Origin of the sequence: Myroides odoratimimus (assembly GCF_038039805.1) — a bacterium.
In the GTDB taxonomy this organism is placed as follows: Bacteria; Bacteroidota; Bacteroidia; order Flavobacteriales; family Flavobacteriaceae; genus Flavobacterium; species Flavobacterium odoratimimum_B.
Genome location: NZ_JBBPHK010000002.1, coordinates 110,310 through 126,070, shown reverse-complemented (window position 1 = coordinate 126,070; position 15,761 = coordinate 110,310). Strand labels below are relative to the sequence as shown.

17 protein-coding genes are annotated in these 15,761 nt (G+C 33.4%); 5 read left to right on the top strand and 12 right to left on the bottom strand.

The genetic code is table 11. The annotated features are described in order from the left end of the window. Positions 1-12: 12 nt before the first annotated feature. From AABL85_RS02445 to AABL85_RS02435, 3 genes are all read right to left on the bottom strand, one after another. Positions 13-1,269, bottom strand: coding sequence for a hypothetical protein (locus tag AABL85_RS02445; RefSeq protein ID WP_341309044.1), 1,257 nt, complete (start codon positions 1,267-1,269; stop codon positions 13-15). A 239-nt stretch (positions 1,270-1,508) separates the two neighbouring features. Continuing rightward, a complete protein-coding gene (locus tag AABL85_RS02440) occupies positions 1,509-2,009 on the bottom strand; it encodes a DUF2199 domain-containing protein (RefSeq protein ID WP_341309043.1) in 501 nt (166 codons plus the stop codon). Further along, positions 2,009-3,076, bottom strand: coding sequence for an SMI1/KNR4 family protein (locus AABL85_RS02435; protein WP_341309042.1), 1,068 nt, complete (start codon positions 3,074-3,076; stop codon positions 2,009-2,011). The genes AABL85_RS02440 and AABL85_RS02435 overlap by 1 nt, the downstream gene beginning before the upstream one ends. Before the next feature lie 59 nt (positions 3,077-3,135). Here AABL85_RS02435 and AABL85_RS02430 point away from each other — a divergent pair, with 59 nt between their 5' ends. Further along, the gene (locus AABL85_RS02430) at positions 3,136-3,720 is read left to right on the top strand and encodes a GNAT family N-acetyltransferase (protein ID WP_425355289.1); all 585 of its coding nucleotides are present in this window, start codon (positions 3,136-3,138) and stop codon (positions 3,718-3,720) included. A gap of 33 nt (positions 3,721-3,753) precedes the next feature. Here AABL85_RS02430 and AABL85_RS02425 read toward each other — a convergent pair whose 3' ends face one another. The 3 genes from AABL85_RS02425 to AABL85_RS02415 all read right to left on the bottom strand — a co-directional run bounded on the left by AABL85_RS02425 (position 3,754) and on the right by AABL85_RS02415 (position 6,717). Next, the gene (locus AABL85_RS02425) at positions 3,754-4,596 is read right to left on the bottom strand and encodes a hypothetical protein (protein WP_341309040.1); all 843 of its coding nucleotides are present in this window, start codon (positions 4,594-4,596) and stop codon (positions 3,754-3,756) included. Positions 4,597-4,671: 75 nt separating this feature from the next. Continuing rightward, the gene (locus AABL85_RS02420) at positions 4,672-5,583 is read right to left on the bottom strand and encodes a hypothetical protein (protein ID WP_341309039.1); all 912 of its coding nucleotides are present in this window, start codon (positions 5,581-5,583) and stop codon (positions 4,672-4,674) included. A 252-nt stretch (positions 5,584-5,835) separates the two neighbouring features. Further along, complete coding sequence (locus AABL85_RS02415) at positions 5,836-6,717, bottom strand: alpha/beta hydrolase (protein WP_341309038.1); 882 nt, start codon at positions 6,715-6,717, stop codon at positions 5,836-5,838. Between the two features lie 121 nt (positions 6,718-6,838). On the opposite strand from AABL85_RS02415, the gene AABL85_RS02410 reads away from it, so the two are divergent. Continuing rightward, positions 6,839-7,207 (top strand): MerR family transcriptional regulator, encoded by a 369-nt coding sequence (locus AABL85_RS02410; protein WP_341309037.1) that lies wholly within the window; start codon positions 6,839-6,841, stop codon positions 7,205-7,207. A 75-nt stretch (positions 7,208-7,282) separates the two neighbouring features. Here AABL85_RS02410 and glyA read toward each other — a convergent pair whose 3' ends face one another. Next, positions 7,283-8,557, bottom strand: coding sequence for a serine hydroxymethyltransferase (gene glyA, locus AABL85_RS02405; RefSeq protein ID WP_341309036.1), 1,275 nt, complete (start codon positions 8,555-8,557; stop codon positions 7,283-7,285). Positions 8,558-8,727: 170 nt separating this feature from the next. On the opposite strand from glyA, the gene fahA reads away from it, so the two are divergent. Then, positions 8,728-10,011: a fumarylacetoacetase gene (gene fahA, locus AABL85_RS02400; protein WP_341309035.1), complete on the top strand. Its 1,284-nt coding sequence runs from the start codon at positions 8,728-8,730 to the stop codon at positions 10,009-10,011. A 92-nt stretch (positions 10,012-10,103) separates the two neighbouring features. On the opposite strand, the gene AABL85_RS02395 is transcribed toward fahA, so the two are convergent. After that, complete coding sequence (locus AABL85_RS02395; RefSeq protein WP_341309034.1) at positions 10,104-10,451, bottom strand: four helix bundle protein; 348 nt, start codon at positions 10,449-10,451, stop codon at positions 10,104-10,106. 172 nt (positions 10,452-10,623) lie between these two features. Between AABL85_RS02395 and AABL85_RS02390 the strand changes: the two genes are divergently transcribed. After that, complete coding sequence (locus AABL85_RS02390; protein WP_341309033.1) at positions 10,624-11,289, top strand: SMI1/KNR4 family protein; 666 nt, start codon at positions 10,624-10,626, stop codon at positions 11,287-11,289. Positions 11,290-11,375: 86 nt separating this feature from the next. On the opposite strand, the gene AABL85_RS02385 is transcribed toward AABL85_RS02390, so the two are convergent. Together AABL85_RS02385 and AABL85_RS02380 are read right to left on the bottom strand one after the other, a co-directional pair. Continuing rightward, a complete protein-coding gene (locus tag AABL85_RS02385; RefSeq protein WP_341309032.1) occupies positions 11,376-12,161 on the bottom strand; it encodes a hypothetical protein in 786 nt (261 codons plus the stop codon). A gap of 183 nt (positions 12,162-12,344) precedes the next feature. Beyond that, on the bottom strand, positions 12,345-13,271 hold the full coding sequence (locus AABL85_RS02380; protein ID WP_341309031.1) for a hypothetical protein: 927 nt from the start codon (positions 13,269-13,271) through the stop codon (positions 12,345-12,347). Between the two features lie 271 nt (positions 13,272-13,542). Here AABL85_RS02380 and AABL85_RS02375 point away from each other — a divergent pair, with 271 nt between their 5' ends. Continuing rightward, a complete protein-coding gene (locus AABL85_RS02375; RefSeq protein ID WP_341309030.1) occupies positions 13,543-14,268 on the top strand; it encodes an SDR family oxidoreductase in 726 nt (241 codons plus the stop codon). A 154-nt stretch (positions 14,269-14,422) separates the two neighbouring features. Here the strand turns inward: AABL85_RS02375 and AABL85_RS02370 are convergent, their stop codons facing one another. Both AABL85_RS02370 and AABL85_RS02365 read right to left on the bottom strand, forming a co-directional pair. Further along, positions 14,423-15,313 (bottom strand): hypothetical protein, encoded by an 891-nt coding sequence (locus AABL85_RS02370; RefSeq protein WP_341309029.1) that lies wholly within the window; start codon positions 15,311-15,313, stop codon positions 14,423-14,425. Between the two features lie 100 nt (positions 15,314-15,413). Beyond that, positions 15,414-15,596, bottom strand: coding sequence for a hypothetical protein (locus AABL85_RS02365; protein WP_341309028.1), 183 nt, complete (start codon positions 15,594-15,596; stop codon positions 15,414-15,416). Positions 15,597-15,761: the final 165 nt, after the last annotated feature.

The following is a 15,761-nucleotide window of genomic DNA, read 5'->3' as shown; positions in this document are numbered from 1 at the left end:
TACTATTTTATCTTATGTATGCTGTATAGTATATCCACTTACTCTGGTCTTATCACACCAGAAAATATAACACAATCCTCCACTGCCATAATACACCTCTCCGCCTTCTACATCGGGAATCTCAGAATCTAACTGCATAATGAAGTTCATCTTCTCTCCACTAATTGGACATGTTAGCACTTCTCCGCTCTGCACCCAAGAAGGCTCTCCGCCTATTCTAAATAAGTTCTCTCGGCTATTCGCACTTGCCCAAGATTGAAATACCCAACGTGCATCAGCAGGTGCTATCTGTACTTCTGTTGGTACCATCGCTTTCTCCTCTACCCACTCGATCTTCATCAAATCTCCAATTTTATGAGGGATTCCCTGCTCATCGTGCTGATAAAACACCACACCATTTTCATTTAGCTCCCGTAAGTGACAGCCTAAAACCAATTGAGGTAAGCTAATTGGTAATCCCACTGGTATAGGATTAAGTGTAATCATATGCATAAAGGGATTATTATCATCCTCAGTAAGATATCCTCCCATTTTATAAGTTGTAGATAATGGTGTTCCATTCCACGTAGGATGATCTGTACGGTTTAAATGTACTGCACTTGGCTTGTTTAAATACTTCGGTTCAAACAGAATATGATACGTTTGATCTGAACAGTACCTTTTTACCTTTCCATGTTCTCTACACAATCCCACCCCTTCTAAATAACCATCGATATAATCTGATGAGCTCACATAAGTGCTCAATTCTAATTCTAACGCATGTGGAATAAGGCTTTCTATAGTAGCGATATTCCTTGTCTCTACCAATCCATTAAACAAGTGTATCTTGGTTTCTAAATCAGTATTTGTGCTTAGAAAACGCTCTAAATAAGGAGCTATTAGTTCTCCTGGCAAATTGCGCCAATAGTAATCTGCGTAATAGCTATCCCCATTGGGATTGAGCAAGATTAAATCGTCTATATGTGAATGCAGTATATGAGGTAACTGAATACTCGCATACTCAACCACACTCTCTGCTACAGCACTTTCTTTTTCTTTTAAACTATCAATTGCTATTTTTACTAATTGACCAAAGTCTTTCTCATTTACATAACTTAATGCACTGTGAAAAAGCGTTGAATCCTTCTCATTATTCGTCAGAAATTCTAAGCAGAAAGCATATATTTCTGCTTCGTCCTTCATTAATCCTCTTAATTGATTATAAACATCAGGAGTTTTCCACTCTGTCAATTTAAAATCTATGGCTAATTGTTGTCCTTTACTACTCATTCTTTTCTATCTCTATCCTATTTATTCTAGTTAGTTTTATTGATAGGTGCTTTATACTCCTTGAACAAAGTCTAATCATTGTTTTCCTTGCACTTTGACGCACATTACTTGCAGTTTCTTAGGACTTTCCTAGCCCAGGGCACCTTTTTATCGAAGAATAGTGCAAAGATACCTCAAGCAATCTGCTCGCATCATACAGCAAAACGAATATTGAATTATGGCGTACTTAAAACCGATCTCTATTTTAATAAGGCTTCTATTCTTCGCAAAGCTTCCTCTGTCGAAATTCCATCATAAAAGTCCTTTATAAAGATAGAATCTCCCTTTTGATGAGGCAATATAGTAGGTATTCCCTTGCTATTATCTACCTCAACATTCGTTGGCAAAGCAAATGACGTATTGGGTGGATAATTAGGTAAGTTAGTCACTAACCAACCGAAATAAGTTGTCTTATACTCCTTGTCTTCATAGTGTTCATAGTAGTCTTTCATACTCTCTTCACTTAAACTTACCCATACACCATAATCCAAGTATTGACAAGCATCGTACACATATTGTGTCAACACACCTCTCAAATACCAATGTGTTCCTTTTTCATCATCTATACAACATATTTCTTTAGTCAATTCAGCCTGTTCTTTCTCTTCGGGAGATAAGGCTAAATAAGGGTCCGGTGCTTGAAACACCAAGGCAGGCCAATCCTCGTGTTCTTGCCCACAATCTGCACATATATACTTCATTAGAATGTTCCGTTATCTATTATAAATTGTTGATGTTCTGTTATTTCTCCTTCTAAAGATTCTATCTCTCTATAGATCAGTTCCTCTAGGCAAAAGGCAATTACTGTTCTACTCCAAGACTCATTTTGTAATTCTACAATTTGTCCATACGTCCCTGTATCACTTGGATCAGTATCTATCAGTAAATAATCTCCATTCTTTCCTTCTGCAAAGGGAATCCACTTCGGATTAGCATATCCTGTACACTTAAGTCGAGTATCATAATCAGCTACTGTATCTTCATCTACCTCCTCATCATCAAACAGTTCATTGATACCCTCCCATTCATCTGCTATCTTCTCAAAAGGCAGTAGATCATAATCCCATCCGTTGGCATGCAAACTTAAAGCTGAAGTAACAGCATTCCACTTGACATTCCCTATTTTATAGAAGTTGACTAAAATAGCTGGTAACTCTACTTCGTCTAATTGTTCTACGACAGTGTCTAACTGCTCTTGAGTAATACCGTGAGTTGGGTTATAGTATTTATTATCTGCACCAACCCTATTCTCTATTGCTTTTTTCCATTCATACCATACCGCCTCTAAATACTCGAAATTTTCATCTATAGGAAGTAATGCTACTTCTTCTTCCTGTATCTCTTCATAGGCTTGTAAAGATAGTGAATACAGTTCTCCTTGTCTGATATTATACCACACCGTTACATCATTAAACCTGAATGCACCTGTATCATCTGTATCCCAAAGTTTGATACGCTCAGGCTTATGCTCGTTATAATACTTCATTGCATCTGATTCTCCATTCAGGTTTAATTGACCTATAAATACTGATATCACAGCCGATGTATAATCTTTTACTTTATAATTTACTTCTATGGTATTAATACTTATTCTATCTTTTGAAAAAGCCCTTAATCCCAATGTATGCCAAATATAAACATCGTTATACTCGCCTGTGAATACCTCAGGCACTCCAAATAGTGCGTACAAAGCTTCTTTTGCTATAGGAAAACTGTATAGATTACCATTTATCTCAAACCCTCTTGATGTAAAATCAAACTGTAGCATGTTTCTTTTTATTTTGGGCTAAAATACCATTAATTTCAAATAATAAAGTCACTGAATACATGGAGGAATTTATTATTTTTATAAAAATATCAACCATGAAAACACTTACACTAAAAACAGATCGCTTGATTTTAAATCAACCTCACTTAGGCGATGTCTCTAGTCTTATAGAAATTATGAGAAACCCTGTGTATAGTCAAAACACAACTAATATCCCTTTTCCTTATACTGAAGCAAATGCTTCTTTTTGGGTGAACTTAGCTTTAGAAGGGCTAAAAGAAGGAGATAAATACATCTTTGCTATCCGCTTTAGAGATAACCCCTGTATTATCGGAGGTATCGGATTAGGAATAGATACAGTCAATAACAAAGCTGAAATGGGCTATTGGTTAGACGAGCAATATTGGAATAAAGGATATATTACAGAAGCTGCAAAAGCGTTACTTCAATTTGGTTTTGAAACACTGCATTTAAAGCGAATATTTGCCTCTCACTTCTCACATAATGAGGCATCAGGAAAGATTATGCAAAAAATAGGAATGCAAAAAGAAGGAGTATTAAAGGCACATACACTAAAGGACAATGAATATCTGGATCATGTGTTCTATGCTATTATAAACGAAAAGAGCGTTACTAACCCATAGGTTTAGTAACGCTCTTTATCTCTATAAGACTGTTTAAATCTTACTTATCTTTACATTTTGCGTTTTATTATTGGTCATATTTATTGTTAAATCACCATCAGTTGCAATATTGACAGTCATGGACACCTCTCCATTAATTGATTCAAAGTATTTATCCTTCATATCGTACACCACCACTTTGCTCTCTTTTCCTTTCATCTCTGCAAATTTCTCTGAGGTGCTTTCTGAAGTAATTAAAGACTCAATTAATAGGTAAGCTTTGTTATTCTCTATTTTAGTTAACTTTACACTTTCTTTTACAGTTAATAAAACTTCGTTTTCAGCAGAAAGTTTGACTTTCTTTTGAGCTTCCGAATCGAAAGTATCATTCACTTTAATTGGAGTTTCAGGAAAACCACTACTGTTAAACAAGTCATCTAATAAGGTTGTTAGATCTTCCTCTAAACTTGCGTATTTTTCATTGAGTTCTTTTGTTAGTTTCAATCCTTTATTGACATCTAAGGTACCTGATGTGAATCCCTTAATATCTTTTTCTACATCTGTCCTAACTAATGAATTAGCTTTAAATTCACGTGTTACAATATTGTCTAAGTCTAATACAAAGTCTAATTTATTCTTCTTTGCCTTTGTCCATTGCAGATTATAAGTAGTATTGTTCTCTGTTGTCTCATAAGTAGGAAACTCTGCTCCTTCTTTCTTCAACAATTCCACCATATCTTTATCACCTAAGAGGTTAGTGATTGTGCTGTCTTTATCCTCAGAAGTTATCTTATAATTTGTATTTGCCTTCACATCAAGTTGTAAGACAACAGATTCTTGTGCCTGTAGTTGCATTGTAGCTACCATACAACCTACAAATAATAGTATTTTTTTCATCTCTTTTTTTATTAAATCGACTACAAGATACTTACTTTTTAACAAAAAACAGCTTAATTAATTTTATACTATCTTCTATTTCCAAGAGTTTATAGCAAACAACAAGCTATGCAAATCCTGTTGTAAGGTTCTTACACTGGCTTGCAGTTCATTATTCATATCAGACATTAGATGAATGTCATCAGATTTAAAAAATCCACCATGACCAAAATAAAGTTCCTCTTCTTTTTTACTGACTTCTTCATCAAAAGCAAATAATAACCATCTATTCTTAAGTGTTTGTATTAAGGATAGTTTTCCTTCATTGCTAAACGACTTGTCATTCAGTACTCTCCAGACAGTGGCTGGAAAAGCATTGTCAACATTACTCTCTTTCCAGACGTTTCCGATTAGACTGCGATAATTCACTAATTCCACTTTCTTGCCTTTGGGATTCAACAACATGAAACCTAATCCCGTACCTACAACACCACCTGCGATATTCAATCCTTTATTTGTGTTGTCATTTGTTATCAAAGCTGTAGATAATGTAACTGCCGCGCCGATCGCGATAGATGCAACTGTAAGTTGAGTATTGGTAGTTCCGTTTTTAGCATCTAATACCCTTGCCAATTGATCATACCGCTCCCCATTACAATCAAGTTCCGCTGCTAAAGCATCTAATTCTGTTTGAAAAAGTTGAGTGATAGCGATCATCTGTTGTGTTGCTTGCATTTTTTCTAAAGTATCCTCACTATGCAAGTATTTAGCCAATACTGGTACCAACCCTAAATGGGATGCTAATGTATAATCGTGTTCAGACAATTTCTGAGCGACTAACTCATCTTTAAAAAGCCTCTCTTCTTCAGTTGTATTATCCAAATAAACAATATTAGGAGCGCAGTAATTCTGTTGTAAAGCTGTTATTTTAGAACTTTTTATTACGGATGAGCAAGAGGACATCACAAATATAAACAGCATACCAACCAATATATTAGATTTAAGCATAACTTTTATTTTTAAACAAAAATAGTTAATTAAAGTTAAAAAATATTAATTAAAACAAAAAACAACCCTGTTAACAAACAGTTATACTCAGTTTTAATAATATCACTATAATCAATAATAAAACAATGCTCTTACTTCAACTATGCACTTGAATTTCTAGATAAACACATTAATCCTTCTATTGGAATTAAATCCATAAAATCCGTTTATTCACTACAAATTCATTCATAAAACAAACAAAAACTACAATCACTATGCTAAGAATTTTATTATTTCATCGATCACTTCTTCTGGCTTTTCTGATAATAAGAAGTGTCCACATTCTTTGAGTTTTACTAATGTTAGATCAGTAGTACTAAGAGGTAAAGACATTTTCAATATTTCATAACCGCTTCCACCTATTCCCAATACAGGTAGAGCTAATTTATTATAGCTTTTACTATCTTCTATATCTTTTGGAAAGGCTTGATACCAAGCATTAGAAGCTCGAATGACTTCTTTGCTATTATAAGCTGTGGCATAAACCTGCTTATCAAAGGCTGTGATACTCTCTTGCTGAATCACTAAGTGATCAAATAGCCAATTGATCACAAGATCCATACGCCCTTCTAATAGCTGCTCTGGCAATTCTTTTACTTGATTAAAAGCTAACCACCACGGATAAGTATAATTACCTCCTACTATGGGTAGCATAGGCAAATGATACATTCCTTCATCAGGATGTGGAGTATCTAACATAATCAACTTTTGAGTCATATCAGCATAATTACAAGCAAAACTGAAAGCAACATGAGCTCCTATATCATGACCTCCAATATAAATTCTATTAAAACCCAATTGCTTAACCAGCTCATAAATATCCTTAGCCATGTTCTTTTTGTCATAGCCTGACTGAGGTTTGGCTGACATTCCCATACCTCTCATCTCAACAACAATGACACAGTATTTCTCAGCTAAAGCGGGCATTATTTTGTGATAAGCCCACCAAGTTTCAGGATATCCAGGCACTAATACCAATGGCTCACCTTGTCCTCCTATTACGCAGTGTATACTTGTCCCATTTACTTCAAAATAACGACTACTAAATCCTGGTAATAAACTTAGTAGCTCTTGATTTAACGATTCTATTTTCATTGTACTTTCATTTAAAAAACACCTGTTACTTACTTGATACATGTAAAACTAAATACTATTTTTACACTATACAACCGTGAAGTATAGTTCATACTTTGCTTTTTAAATATACTTTAACACTATGATGCTAATCAGTCAACTTTCTAAAGAAACAGGTATTCCCATTCCCACGATTCGATTCTATGAAAAAAAAGGATTATTTACCAGTACTGTAAAGCAAACGGTTACAACAAATAACTATGCTTACTATGGTGAAGAAATAGTACAAAAGCTTCAGTTTATTCAGATGGCTAAAGCTGTAGGCTTTACTCTATCAGAAATTAAAGAAGTAATAGATGCTTGGTATGTAAGAGAGCTTACCAAAAAAGCAAAGCTACAAGTGCTCAACCTAAAATTACAACAAATAGATGAGAAGATGAAAGAATTGAAAGCAATGAAAAAACAAATCGCACTGTGTAAGTTCAATATTGAAAATGATCTGTCTAGATAGTTACATTGCATGAGATAAAATAAAAGAAGGGACTCAATTATGAGTCCCTTCTGATGATATCTATATTTTAATGGATTACCAAACAAACATTGGTCTTTCTTCCATCATATCATTTACTTCGTCAGCTACTTGTTCTAAAACAACTTCGTCAGTATGATTCATCAATACTTTGTCAATAAGTTCAACGATAGTTTCCATATCAGCTTCTACCAAACCTCTTGTCGTAATCGCAGGAGTACCAATACGAATACCTGAAGTTACAAATGGAGATTTGTCATCAAAAGGCACCATATTTTTATTCACTGTGATTTCAGCTTTCACTAATGCTTGTTCAGCTTCTTTACCAGAGATATTTTTATTTCTAAGGTCGATAAGCATCATGTGGTTATCAGTTCCCCCAGAGATAATATTATATCCTCTCTTTACAAATGCAGCAGCCATTGCTTTAGCATTTTTCTGAACTTGCATCATGTATTGGAAGTATTCATCTGTTAATGCTTCACCGAATGCTACAGCTTTAGCTGCGATAATATGCATTAAAGGACCTCCTTGGTTTCCTGGGAATACAGCACTGTCTAATAAAGCAGACATCATACGTACTTCTCCTTTAGGAGTAGTTAATCCGAATGGGTTAGGGAAGTCTTTTCCCATCATAATCATACCTCCACGTGGTCCTCTTAAAGTCTTATGAGTAGTCGTAGTGATAATATGACAATGAGGAACAGGATCATTCATTAATCCTTTTGCAATTAAACCTGCAGGGTGTGAAATATCAGCCATTAAAATAGCCCCAACGCTATCTGCAATCTCTCTGAAACGTTTGAAATCCATATCGCGAGAATAAGCAGATGCTCCAGCAATGATTAATTTAGGTTGTTCTTTAGTAGCTACCTCCTGTATTTTATCATAATTTAATAATCCTGTTTCTTGATCTACACCGTAGAACACAGGATTGTATAACTTTCCTGAGAAGTTAACTGGTGAACCATGTGTTAAATGTCCTCCATGAGATAAGTCAAAACCTAAGATTTTGTCTCCAGGTTTAAGACATGCAAAGAATACAGCTGTATTAGCTTGTGATCCAGAATGAGGTTGTACGTTTACATACTCTGCGCCAAATAAAGTCTTAGCACGATCAATAGCTATTTGTTCTACTACGTCTACTACTTCGCATCCTCCGTAGTAACGCTTATTAGGATATCCTTCAGCATATTTGTTAGTCAAACAAGAACCTGCTGCCTCCATAGTTTCTTCACTTACGAAGTTCTCAGAAGCAATTAATTCAATACCATGAATTTGTCTGTCCTGCTCTTCTACAATCAGGTCGAAAATTTCAGAATCTCTTCTCATTTAGTTTGTGTGTTTCGTTAATTTGATTTCAAATGTACAAAAAACGTTTGTTATTTTCAGTCTTAATTATATATTTGAATATACTATTAACTAAGTTCCTTTTTTTAATTGGTATTCTATTCTTTTTAGAAATATCAATTAAGAAAAGGAATAAACAACTATAAATAATTATGATAATAAGTGCGAATGATCCGATGAGGAAAACATGGTTACCAGTTGCTAAAGATTCTGATTTTCCAATCCAAAATATTCCTTTTGGCGTTTTTATTACTAAAGATGATATTATTACGATAGGAACTCGTATAGGAAATTACGCCATTGACCTAAGTGCTTTACAAATGCTAGGTTATTTTAAAGGAATTGAGTTAACTGATGATGTTTTCTTACAAGATACACTTAATGATTTTATCTCTAATGGAAAGAAAACATGGAGAGCTGTGAGAAACAGAATTGCAGAGATATTTGACGAGAACAATAACGAGTTAAAAACAAATACAAAACACAGGGATGTCGTTGTCTTCAAAATCGAGGAAGTAGAAATGCAACTACCTGTGTATATTGGTGATTATACTGATTTCTACTCTAGTAAAGAACACGCTACTAACGTTGGCATTATGTTTAGAGACCCTGATAATGCATTATTGCCAAACTGGTTACACATCCCAGTAGGGTATCATGGTAGAAGTTCTACTATTGTTCCATCAGGAGTAAATGTTAAACGCCCTGTAGGACAGACTTTACCTAAAGGAGCATCTACACCTATATTCGGCGCATCTCAACGTGTCGATTTCGAATTAGAAACTGCTTTTATCACGACAGATGCTAACTTAATGGGAGACAGTGTTCCAGTAGATGACGCAGAAGAACACATTTTCGGAATGGTGTTATTAAATGACTGGAGTGCTAGAGATATTCAAACATGGGAATACGTGCCACTAGGACCATTCTTAGCCAAAAACTTTGCCTCTTCTATTTCTCCATGGATCATTACTTTAGATGCTCTAGAACCCTTTAGAGTAGCGAGTCCAAAACAAGAGCCCACACCACTTCCTTATTTACAACAAACGGGTGATAAAGCCTTTGACATCAATCTAGAAGTGTATATCAAACCTGAAAATAGTGAAGAAAAATTAGTATCTAAGTCTAACTTTAAATACATGTATTGGACTATGAGCCAACAGTTAGCTCATCACACTGTAAACGGGTGTAAGGTAAACTCAGGAGATCTTATGGGGTCAGGTACGATATCTGGACCTACTCCTGATAGCTATGGTTCTATGTTAGAACTTACATGGGCAGGTGCTAAACCTATCACTATGCCTGATGGAAGCACTAGAACATTCTTACACGATTACGATACTGTAACGATGAAGGGATATTGCCAAAATGACGAAATAAGAATTGGTTTTGGAGAAGTGAGTAGTATGCTACTTCCTGCAACAATTAAATTCTAACTAAATAAAGCGTGATATAAATATTATATCACGCTTTGCTTTTTTTGGTAAAGTATTATATAAATTATTTGTTTAAATAGATTACGTATATTCTACTTCTTTAAAGACTTAATTAAGGTAGTCAACATATCTCTAATCTCCGTTATAGTAGAATCATATTCTGCTATATTTGCTATGTATTTTAGATCATGCGCTATAATCAATTGTGTTTCTAACTCTGCTAAACTACCTAATGCAATATATAAGAATTTACTATATTCCTTATTCTTTCTCCTTACACTACCTTCTGCAATATTAGAAGGAATCAAAACAGCACTCTGCCTAATCTGACTACTAAGTCCGTACATCTCTTCTTTAGGAAAGTCTTGTGTAACTCTGTAAATAGTAGATACAAAAGCTCTGCTTACCTGCCATACATCTAAATCCTTGTGTGTTGTCATTACATTTTAATTTTAGATCGAAAGTAATACTATACTTATACTAAGGCACTACTTTTTAGATTACTAAAAGATTAAATAATAGTAAACAACATATTATTCTATTATAGAAAATAGAGGCTTCTATGCTTCCCTAGATTTTATTTACTTACTTTTGTTCCTTCAATATTATTTTATGTACACAGAACAAATCAAACGCATTCAAAAAAAAATAAGTCAACTTACTGATTTTGATCAAGACTTAGAAATTTTTGGAGCTGATACACACGAATATACACTTACCCCTGTACTCACATCTAAAGAAGTAGCACAATTTGAAAAAGAACACAAAGTAACTCTTCCTCTAGATTATGTCGCTTTTATTACACAAGTTGCTAATGGTGGTGTAGGACCCTTCTATGGTCTACAACCTTTATCAGAGGCTTGTATTAATGAGGAAGAAATGATGATTACTGGTAAGAGCACTTCTACTTCTTTACAAAAAGATTTTCCACATACTGCACTGTGGAATCCAATAGAAGAATTAGAGGCAATAGATAATAAAATCACAATTGCAAACGAAAAAAAAGATCATGATTTAGAAGAAGAATTATATGAAGAACGATTAACCATCATCGCTGGGGAAGAACATGATTACGGAAGATTAAACCTATGTGACTATGGATGTGGGATCACTTTATTCTTAGTTGTAACAGGACAGCAAAAAGGAATTATGTGGACAGATGATCGTATTAATGATGGAGGTCTATATCCAAGTATTGAGTTAGAGAACGACTCTCCTTTATCCTTTTTAGATTGGTATGAACTATGGTTAGATAGTTCTTTGGCAGAATTTAAGTAATTTATACTATATATTCTCTTAAAAAAAGACTGCTTACATTTTTAAAAATGTAAGCAGTCTTTTTTATAACCCCTAAAATAGATTAATTATAACTCTTTTTCATAAATTTCTTTATTAGAAGCACATAATCTACATCCTTTTTTAAGTCCTTTTTCATTTAGTTCTATTCCTTTCTTTTCTTGATCAATTATCGTGTAATAAGAATATAATAAACCATATCCCTCATTATTTCCCATATCGATAATTTTATACCCTAACTTCTCTAACTCAGGATCTGCTTTAGGATGCTCCACTTTCTTCACACTATCATCAGACAATACAGAAACTACTCCTATTGCTTTTTCGCCTAAACCATAAATAAACACCTGTATACAAGCTGTATCTAGACCAGCATCACATAATTTCTGATTACCTTGTTTTACAGTTTTCATAGAAGCCATAAAGTTTCCCTCTCCTTTTCTTTCAAATAAAGCGTCTGTCTCAACATAGTTCCAATTATAAAACTTATCTAACAATTCTAACCTTTTTTCTGATCCAGGAGTCTTTGGTCCGTATTTAAACTCATCATCATGTGCTATAAAAGTGGACTTTCTCACTTTCTTACTTATTCCTTTTAATTCGTTGCCATTTACTTTTTCAAATATAAGGCCTCCTCCTCCAGCTAACACATATACTGTATTATCCTTTTCGAAATAATCATAGTATTCCTTTCCGTCTACAATAGCAGTACCTTTACCATCAAACTCTAAAGAAGTATATACAAAGCTCCAAAAAGACTTGTTTTTATACTTCCCTACTAAATTATTAGATATTTTTTGACCAAAAGCAAAAAAAGACTGTAATACAATGACTAAAAGCAGTAGTTTTCTCATCTTAATATTTTTCTTCAAACTTAACGAAAAATATTAAATATGAGAATTATATTCTCATAATAATCCTAAAAAAAGCCATATACCCCTCTTAGTTAACACTTTTAATCAAAAGATTTCTCAACCTTTAAATTAAGAAGACTCCTTTTAGAACACATTTATTCTATTATATAAAACAAATAATAATTAACTCCCTATTCGTTCATCTGCTGCCACGGGTAATATAGAAACATGATTACCACGTACATCAGACAAGTATAAAGTGGGTCTTGATACATTATACTCTGTAGAGGTATTTATAAGTATATCTAAGACATCATCATTATTAATATCCCCTCCAAAAATAACTTTAGGAACTTGTCCTTCTTCAAAGTACTTTTGAGATAATAAAAGCATTTCACTTATTTTATCCCCTTCTTTCACCTCCATACGAAGTGTATAGTTCTTCACAAAATACCTTGGCATTTCATAACCATTCTGATTAGAATTAAGAAAATCCTCTTCACTTACACCATTTAACTTTCTAGTACCCGTAGCATAAAGTGTATAAGTCTTCCCCTTAAAATCAAAACTAATTTTCTCTCCTGGAAAAATATAAGAAGGTACATTAGCTACTGCTACAGAAGTTTCTTTTAGCACTATTTGCTTTTCTATAAAAACTAAACAATTTTGTTTACTATCAGGAGTAATTTCTACTGTAGTCATCTCTTCTACTTCATCAGTATTTTCTATAATTAATTTAGAGACTCGGGGTTTTAGAGCCACTAACTTATACGTATTTGTAGAATCCGAAATCAAACCTAACCACTCTTTAGAAGTTATTGTTTTAACTTCTTCTTCATAAAGCACTCCAGGAGCAAGAACCGAATTCTTAAACGTAAAGTCTGTTGGATAATCTTTGATATTTTCGATTCCAGACACTATGCTATAGTGTTCGAAACCATCATCATCTATTCCTAAGTTATTGATGACAACTTCTTCAGATTTTAAGTTCACGTAACCAATATTCCGCTCACCCTCAGTAGATACTTCTTCTACTTTTTTGTTTTTACAACTGTTCATCCCTAGTCCAATTGCTAAAACCATCACTCCTATTAGTGATTTTCTTTTCATTGTTATTTCGTATTTTTAAGGTGGTGCAAAAGTAGAAGTTCTTCTGCTATTCCAACTAAAAAAAGATCATTTTAACATCAAGAATAATACACTGAAAAACAATTAGTTAATATAAAAATTTACATCACAATCTTACTATTAAATGTAAAACACTTAAAAATCTTTCTTTCTTATTTATTTCACCTCCTCTTTTTGTAAATTGCTACCTATTAAAATAAGATCAAGGAAAAGTATGTACCTTCACTTATTCACCACAAAATCACATTACTTTATGAATACTAAAACGTTTTTAATCTTTGGTGTTAGCAAAGGCCTAGGTAAAGCAATCACACAATATATTCCTGCTGAGAAAGATAAGGTATACGGTATCTCACGTACAAGGCCTGACTACTTAGATGAACGCACTCAAAACAGACATTGGATAGCGGCAGATTTATCTCATCCTAGCAAAGCTACGAATGATTTAAAAGAGATAATAGGCCAACAAAAAATAGATTATTTGATCTATAATGTAGGAATATGGGAACATAATGCTTTTTCTGACAGCTATAACTTTCAAGACAACTCTCAAGAGGAAATTATCAATATAATTAATACCAACATCTCTTCTTGTATTTTAATGATTCAAGCTTTTATTAATAACTTAAAATTAGCAGATAATGCTAAGGTTATCTTGATAGGATCTACTTGGGGATTAGATAATCACAATGGAAAAGAGGTTGCATTCTCAGTTACAAAATTTGCATTGAGGGGTATTATACATTCCTTAAGAGAAAATCTGAGAGAACATTTGATTGGAGTATCGATTCTCAATCTTGGGTATTTGGCAACTGAATATGACTACAAAGAACCTGTAGAATCTATTATAGAACAATCAAATGGTGAACTTATTCCTCTACAAGATGTCTTAGAGGCTATTCGCTTTATTCTATCAACATCAAAAGCATCTTGTGTCAAAGAAATCAATATGCCTGCTATGAAAGACAAGAACATGTAACTGATTAAAAAATAATAAAAAGAAAACACCACAAACTACAATTTATTCTTTATGAAATTTATCCCATTACCATAAGAAGCGAATAGTATCATTTATAAAACAAGAAAGCCTATGAACTTCATTCATAGGCTTTTCTTATTATCCTAGTTAATGATTAACAACCTAAACTTACCAATGCCGCTACTGGCAACACCTTTATCTGTCCTTGTTTACCGTCAGATAAATATAAAGTGTATCGACTCATATTATAATTATAAGTAGTATTGATTAAAAAGTCAAGAATACCATCATTATTTAAATCTCCCGCAAAATCAATAGTTGGCGTAGCTTCTTCTAAATGACTTAAATCCAATAATGTGATAACATCTTCTTGTCCTTTAATCTTTAAAAACAAACTATATTTTTTTATTTCATAAGCCTTTACTTCTTCTCCTTCATTAGTAGTATAAGTGTAAGGTGCTCCTTTTTCTCCTTTTGAAAAAAGAGTATATTCTTTACTATTAAAAGAAAAGTCCTTACTCTCTCCAGGATAAATGATCTTTGGCAAAACTACATGAGCTAGATCAGTTCCTTTAGTAATAAGTCCTTCATTAGTCATAAATATAATCTCACCTACACTCTTAGCACTTATTTTATTTCCTGTCATTTCTCCTACTTCATCTAGTACCACATCGTGGATTAACTCAACAGAAGGATTTAATTTATAAACCCCATAAGAGCCATCCGTTTCTTTTACAAGACCTACCCATAATTTACCTCCAACATTACCTACAATTTCTCCTTCGTGAAAATTGCCTGTCATGATTAAATCATGTTTAAACTTAAATGATATTGGATATATCGTTGGATCATCATAATCCTCTTCTCCCTCTACAGCAGCCTCATCTACACTTGCCATAGACTCTTCTTTTTGCTCTTGGGCTGTAATATTAACTACTTCTGTTGGCAAATTTGTTAATGATTTTTCAACCTCTTTATCCTTACATGCTACAGTAAAACTTATTAAAGTACCAAAGGCTATTATAGAGAATAATTTTAATTTCATATTATGAGAGTTTTTAATTCGGCTAAAGTATAAATAATCTTGCATTGTTTAATCTAAAACCTTATCCCTATAAACAGCCATATTTGAGAAGCATTAAAACTCACCTCCATGTACAGCTATCATTCTTACAACCAAAATTAAAGAAGGCTTGTAAGAACAAATAAACTGCAGGAATAGTTAATATCCAAAGTGATGCATCTATCGCTTGAAATAACAATAGTCCCCCTAGTCCTAAGCGTATCCATCTCATCACTGTCCACTTTTTAAAATATGTAATTATCATCTCATCCTATTTAATACTTCAAAGCTATTCACTAATTCAAAACACTACAGTAACCAATGTTACATAAGCATCGTTATCTTTTTTATAATTATATCTCTTAGGAATACTAGCCTAACGCTATAGATATTCCTTCTGAAGAAACTCTCTTAAACAAGAATTCTTCTA

Coding starts and splice junctions, on each gene's coding strand:
- AABL85_RS02445 (WP_341309044.1), bottom strand. CDS start 1,269: ATGAGTAGTAAAGGACAACAATTAGCCATAGATTTTAAATTGACAGAG.
- AABL85_RS02440 (WP_341309043.1), bottom strand. CDS start 2,009: ATGAAGTATATATGTGCAGATTGTGGGCAAGAACACGAGGATTGGCCT.
- AABL85_RS02435 (WP_341309042.1), bottom strand. CDS start 3,076: ATGCTACAGTTTGATTTTACATCAAGAGGGTTTGAGATAAATGGTAAT.
- AABL85_RS02430 (WP_425355289.1), top strand. CDS start 3,136: ATGGAGGAATTTATTATTTTTATAAAAATATCAACCATGAAAACACTT.
- AABL85_RS02425 (WP_341309040.1), bottom strand. CDS start 4,596: ATGAAAAAAATACTATTATTTGTAGGTTGTATGGTAGCTACAATGCAA.
- AABL85_RS02420 (WP_341309039.1), bottom strand. CDS start 5,583: ATGCTTAAATCTAATATATTGGTTGGTATGCTGTTTATATTTGTGATG.
- AABL85_RS02415 (WP_341309038.1), bottom strand. CDS start 6,717: ATGAAAATAGAATCGTTAAATCAAGAGCTACTAAGTTTATTACCAGGA.
- AABL85_RS02410 (WP_341309037.1), top strand. CDS start 6,839: ATGATGCTAATCAGTCAACTTTCTAAAGAAACAGGTATTCCCATTCCC.
- glyA (WP_341309036.1), bottom strand. CDS start 8,557: ATGAGAAGAGATTCTGAAATTTTCGACCTGATTGTAGAAGAGCAGGAC.
- fahA (WP_341309035.1), top strand. CDS start 8,728: ATGATAATAAGTGCGAATGATCCGATGAGGAAAACATGGTTACCAGTT.
- AABL85_RS02395 (WP_341309034.1), bottom strand. CDS start 10,451: ATGACAACACACAAGGATTTAGATGTATGGCAGGTAAGCAGAGCTTTT.
- AABL85_RS02390 (WP_341309033.1), top strand. CDS start 10,624: ATGTACACAGAACAAATCAAACGCATTCAAAAAAAAATAAGTCAACTT.
- AABL85_RS02385 (WP_341309032.1), bottom strand. CDS start 12,161: ATGAGAAAACTACTGCTTTTAGTCATTGTATTACAGTCTTTTTTTGCT.
- AABL85_RS02380 (WP_341309031.1), bottom strand. CDS start 13,271: ATGAAAAGAAAATCACTAATAGGAGTGATGGTTTTAGCAATTGGACTA.
- AABL85_RS02375 (WP_341309030.1), top strand. CDS start 13,543: ATGAATACTAAAACGTTTTTAATCTTTGGTGTTAGCAAAGGCCTAGGT.
- AABL85_RS02370 (WP_341309029.1), bottom strand. CDS start 15,313: ATGAAATTAAAATTATTCTCTATAATAGCCTTTGGTACTTTAATAAGT.
- AABL85_RS02365 (WP_341309028.1), bottom strand. CDS start 15,596: ATGATAATTACATATTTTAAAAAGTGGACAGTGATGAGATGGATACGC.